This window comes from Tissierellales bacterium, from assembly GCA_035301805.1.
GTDB lineage: Bacteria > Bacillota > Clostridia > Tissierellales > DATGTQ01 > DATGTQ01.
In genome coordinates this window covers 1-3,694 of record DATGTQ010000099.1, presented here as the reverse complement: position 1 = coordinate 3,694, position 3,694 = coordinate 1, and the positions used below count along the sequence as shown (strand labels likewise).

The following is a 3,694-nucleotide window of genomic DNA, read 5'->3' as shown; positions in this document are numbered from 1 at the left end:
TATAAAATTAAGAACTAAAAACCATAGTAAAATATCACTTAAAGAGATAAAAGAGAAATTTTTAAAAGCACCCTATGGATTTTTAGATTTAGATATAGAGTGGATAATAGCTAAGTTATTTGTAGATGGAAATATAAGCTTCACTTTAAATGGAGAAACTGTATCTTTAGTAAATGAGCCAGAAGAAGAAATAATAAATTATATAACTAAAAGACAATACGTAGAAAAATTATTAATAGAAGAAAAGGAAATAGTTGATGAAAGATATATTAGATCTTTGAAAAATATATCTTCAGTAGTATTTGGTAGACAGATACTGGTTGAAGATACCGATATGATGGTGAAAAAATTTAATGAATATGCCGAAAATCTTATAGGAGAATTAAATTTATTAAAGGAAAAATATGATGATGGTGAATATCCTGGTGAAGCTGTAATTGAAGAAGGAATAATATTAATTAATAAAACAAGGGGAATCTCAAAACCTATAGAAATATTTAAAGAATTAAATAAAAATGAAGATGAGTACTTAGATTTTGAAGAAGATTATCAACCTATAAAATCCTTTTTTAAAGGAGAACAAAAAAATATTTGGGAAAAAACACAGCACTTTACATCAATTTATAATGAAAGTAAATCTTATATATTAAACGACGAAATAGAAGAAATTGTACAAGTTATGAAAAAGATATTGGCTATGGCATATCCATATAATAGAATAAAAGATTTGCCAGAATTAAACAGTAGATTTTTAGATTTATATGATAAGATATTAGAAAAAGAATTAGAACCTGTAAAAATAGAGATTAAAAAAGCAGAAAATAGAGTTATGGAAGAATTAGAAAGGACTGGTTTAGAGGATAGGTTTAAGAAAAATTTTAGAACTAGCTTTAATGATTTAACAAAAAGAGCTGAGTCTTGTAATAATGTTGCAAAAATAAATGGATTTAGAATTGAAGCAGAAACTTTAAAAGATAGATATTTAAAGGAAATATCAAAAGAATTAGATAGACAAAAGAAGAAAGAAGAAGAAGAGAAAAAAGAACCTACAGATAATAAAGAGCCCACAGTAAAAGAGCCAATTATAAAACGTAAATATATTAATATAAGAGAAATAAATTTATCAAATTCATGGAGAATAGAAAATAGTGAAGATATAGACAGATATTTAAGAAAATTAAAAGAAAATCTGGAAAAAGAATTAGAGGAAAATACTATTTTAAACATTGAGTTTTAGGAGGGGGAAAATGGACAAAACAGCACTTAAAAACTTTGCTATGTATTCAAGAGAAAAACTTATAAAAGACATAAAAAGTAAAGCAGGGATGATAGGTATAACAGAAGAGGGTATTGAATACCCTCTTCCTAAGTCTACTGAAGATATGCTTGTTTTCAATATAGGAGAAATGGAGACTCATAGAATATATGGAGAAGATGTAAAAAAGTATGATAAATTAAGAAAAGAACTTGAAAAAAGAGAAAAAAAATCAGATTATAAAACAGCCTATAAAATCTTAATAGAAGAAGTAGCCTATACTTGGTTTAATAGAATAATTGCTATAAGATTTATGGAAGTAAATAACTATATGCCAGATAAAATGAGAATATTATCTTCTGGAAAGGAAGGAGTTAGAGAACCAGAATTTGTTACTTACTATAGGGATACGGATATAGGAATAACAGAAGAAGAATTTGAAGAATTAGATGATCTAAAACTAGATGGCAGTGCAAAACCCATGGAAGAACTATTTCAATTTATGTTTATAAAGCAATGTAATGCCTTAAATAAAAACCTACCAGAACTATTTGAAAAGACAGATGACTATGCAGAATTACTTTTAAACATATCTTATAATGCTCAAGACGGAGTAGTTTATAAGCTTATAGAAGATATAGGCGAAGAGCCTTTTGATATAGAAGAAACAGGACAGATAGAGATAATAGGATGGTTGTATCAGTATTATAATACTGTACCTAAGGCAGAAGTAGATGCATCTAAAAAGAAAGTAAATAAAAACACTCTACCTGCTAAGACCCAATTATTCACACCAGAATGGATAGTAAAATATATGGTACAAAATTCTTTAGGAAGACTCTGGATAGAAAAAAAGATAGCAAGTGGAGCAAAGAAAACAGAAAAGGAATTAGCAAAAGAATATAATTGGAAATATTACATACCAGAAGCAGGGCAAATAGAAGAAGTAAAAGTAGAACTAAAAAACATAAGAGAAGATAGAAAGTATTTAAAACTTGAAGATATATCATTTATAGATCCATCTATGGGAAGTGGGCATATATTAGCTTATACTTTTGATATATTTATACAACTTTACTTAGAAGAAGGATATACAGAACGAGAAGCAGCTGAAAGTATAATAGAGAATAACTTATATGGATTGGATATAGATAAAAGAGCATATCAATTAGCGTATTTTTCTATTATGATGAAGGGAAGACAATATAGTAGAGGAATTCTTAATAAGGATCTAGAAAACAATCTATATTATTTTATAGATAGTAAAGATATTAATATTAAGCAAATAGATTTCTTAGGTGGAAATATAGAAGATGGAGAATCCAGGGAAGATGTTAAAAAGGATATATTAGAAATAATAGAATTATTTAAAGATGGTAAAGAATTAGGTTCAGTAATAAAAATTGATAAAGAATATAATTATGATGAACTCATAGAATTTGTAAAGAGTTTTAAAATTAAAGAGGATGAGCAGCTATTTATAGGAACGGAGAACATAGATAAAACTCAAAGTGAATTAACGTATATATTAAAATTAGCGAAAATCTTATCAAATAAGTATGAAATAGTAGTTACCAACCCTCCATATTTAGGAAGAAGGCATATGGGCTCAAATTTAACTAAGTACTTAGATAAAGATTATAAGGATACAAAAGCAGATTTGTTTGCTGTGTTTATGGAAAAATGCCATGAATTATTAAAATCAAATGGATATTATGGAATGGTAAATCAACACTCATGGATGTTCTTATCTAGTTTTGAAAAGTATAGAGGAAATATGATTTCTAGTAGTAATATTATTAATATGTTACATTTAGGTCCAAGAGCATTTGAAGAAATAGGTGGAGAGGTAGTTCAGTCAACAACTTTTATAGTAAAGAAAAATAAAGTAAAAAATTATATAGGTTCTTATATAAGGTTGATAGACTATAAAAATGCTATAGAGAAAAAAGAAAAAACACTAGAAGCTATAGAAAATCCTAATTGTGGATACTATTATAAATCTAATCAAGATAATTTTGAATTAATACCAGGAAGTCCAATTGCTTATTGGATTAGTAATAGTTTATTAAAGAATTTTAAAAGTGGTAGTGTATTAGGTAAATATATTCTACCAAAATCAGGGCTTGCAACGGGAGATAATACTATTTTTCAGAGATTATGGTATGAGGTAAATTTTAATTCTATAGGATTTGATTATTCAGATGTTTTAGAAACTGGGGATGGTAGGCATAGATGGTTTCTTTGCAATAGTGGTGGTAAATATAGAAAATGGTCAACAAATGATGAGTATGTTGTTGATTGGGAGTTTAATGGAAGAAAGATAAAACAACATAGAAATTCTAGTGGTAGATTAGCATCAAGACCTCAAAACACACAATACTATTTCAAGGAAGGAATAACGTGGAATAAATTGAGTTTATCTAGATTTGCTGTTAA

General features: G+C 27.2%; 2 protein-coding genes. Both read left to right on the top strand.

Annotated elements, in window-relative coordinates; translation table 11 throughout:
- Positions 1-1,237 (top strand): hypothetical protein (locus tag VK071_04705; GenBank protein ID HLR34614.1); only part of this gene is annotated, 1,237 nt, incomplete at its 5' end.
- Positions 1,238-1,247: 10 nt separating this feature from the next.
- The coding region (gene pglX, locus VK071_04700; GenBank protein HLR34613.1) for a BREX-1 system adenine-specific DNA-methyltransferase PglX at positions 1,248-3,694 on the top strand (2,447 nt) is incomplete at its 3' end.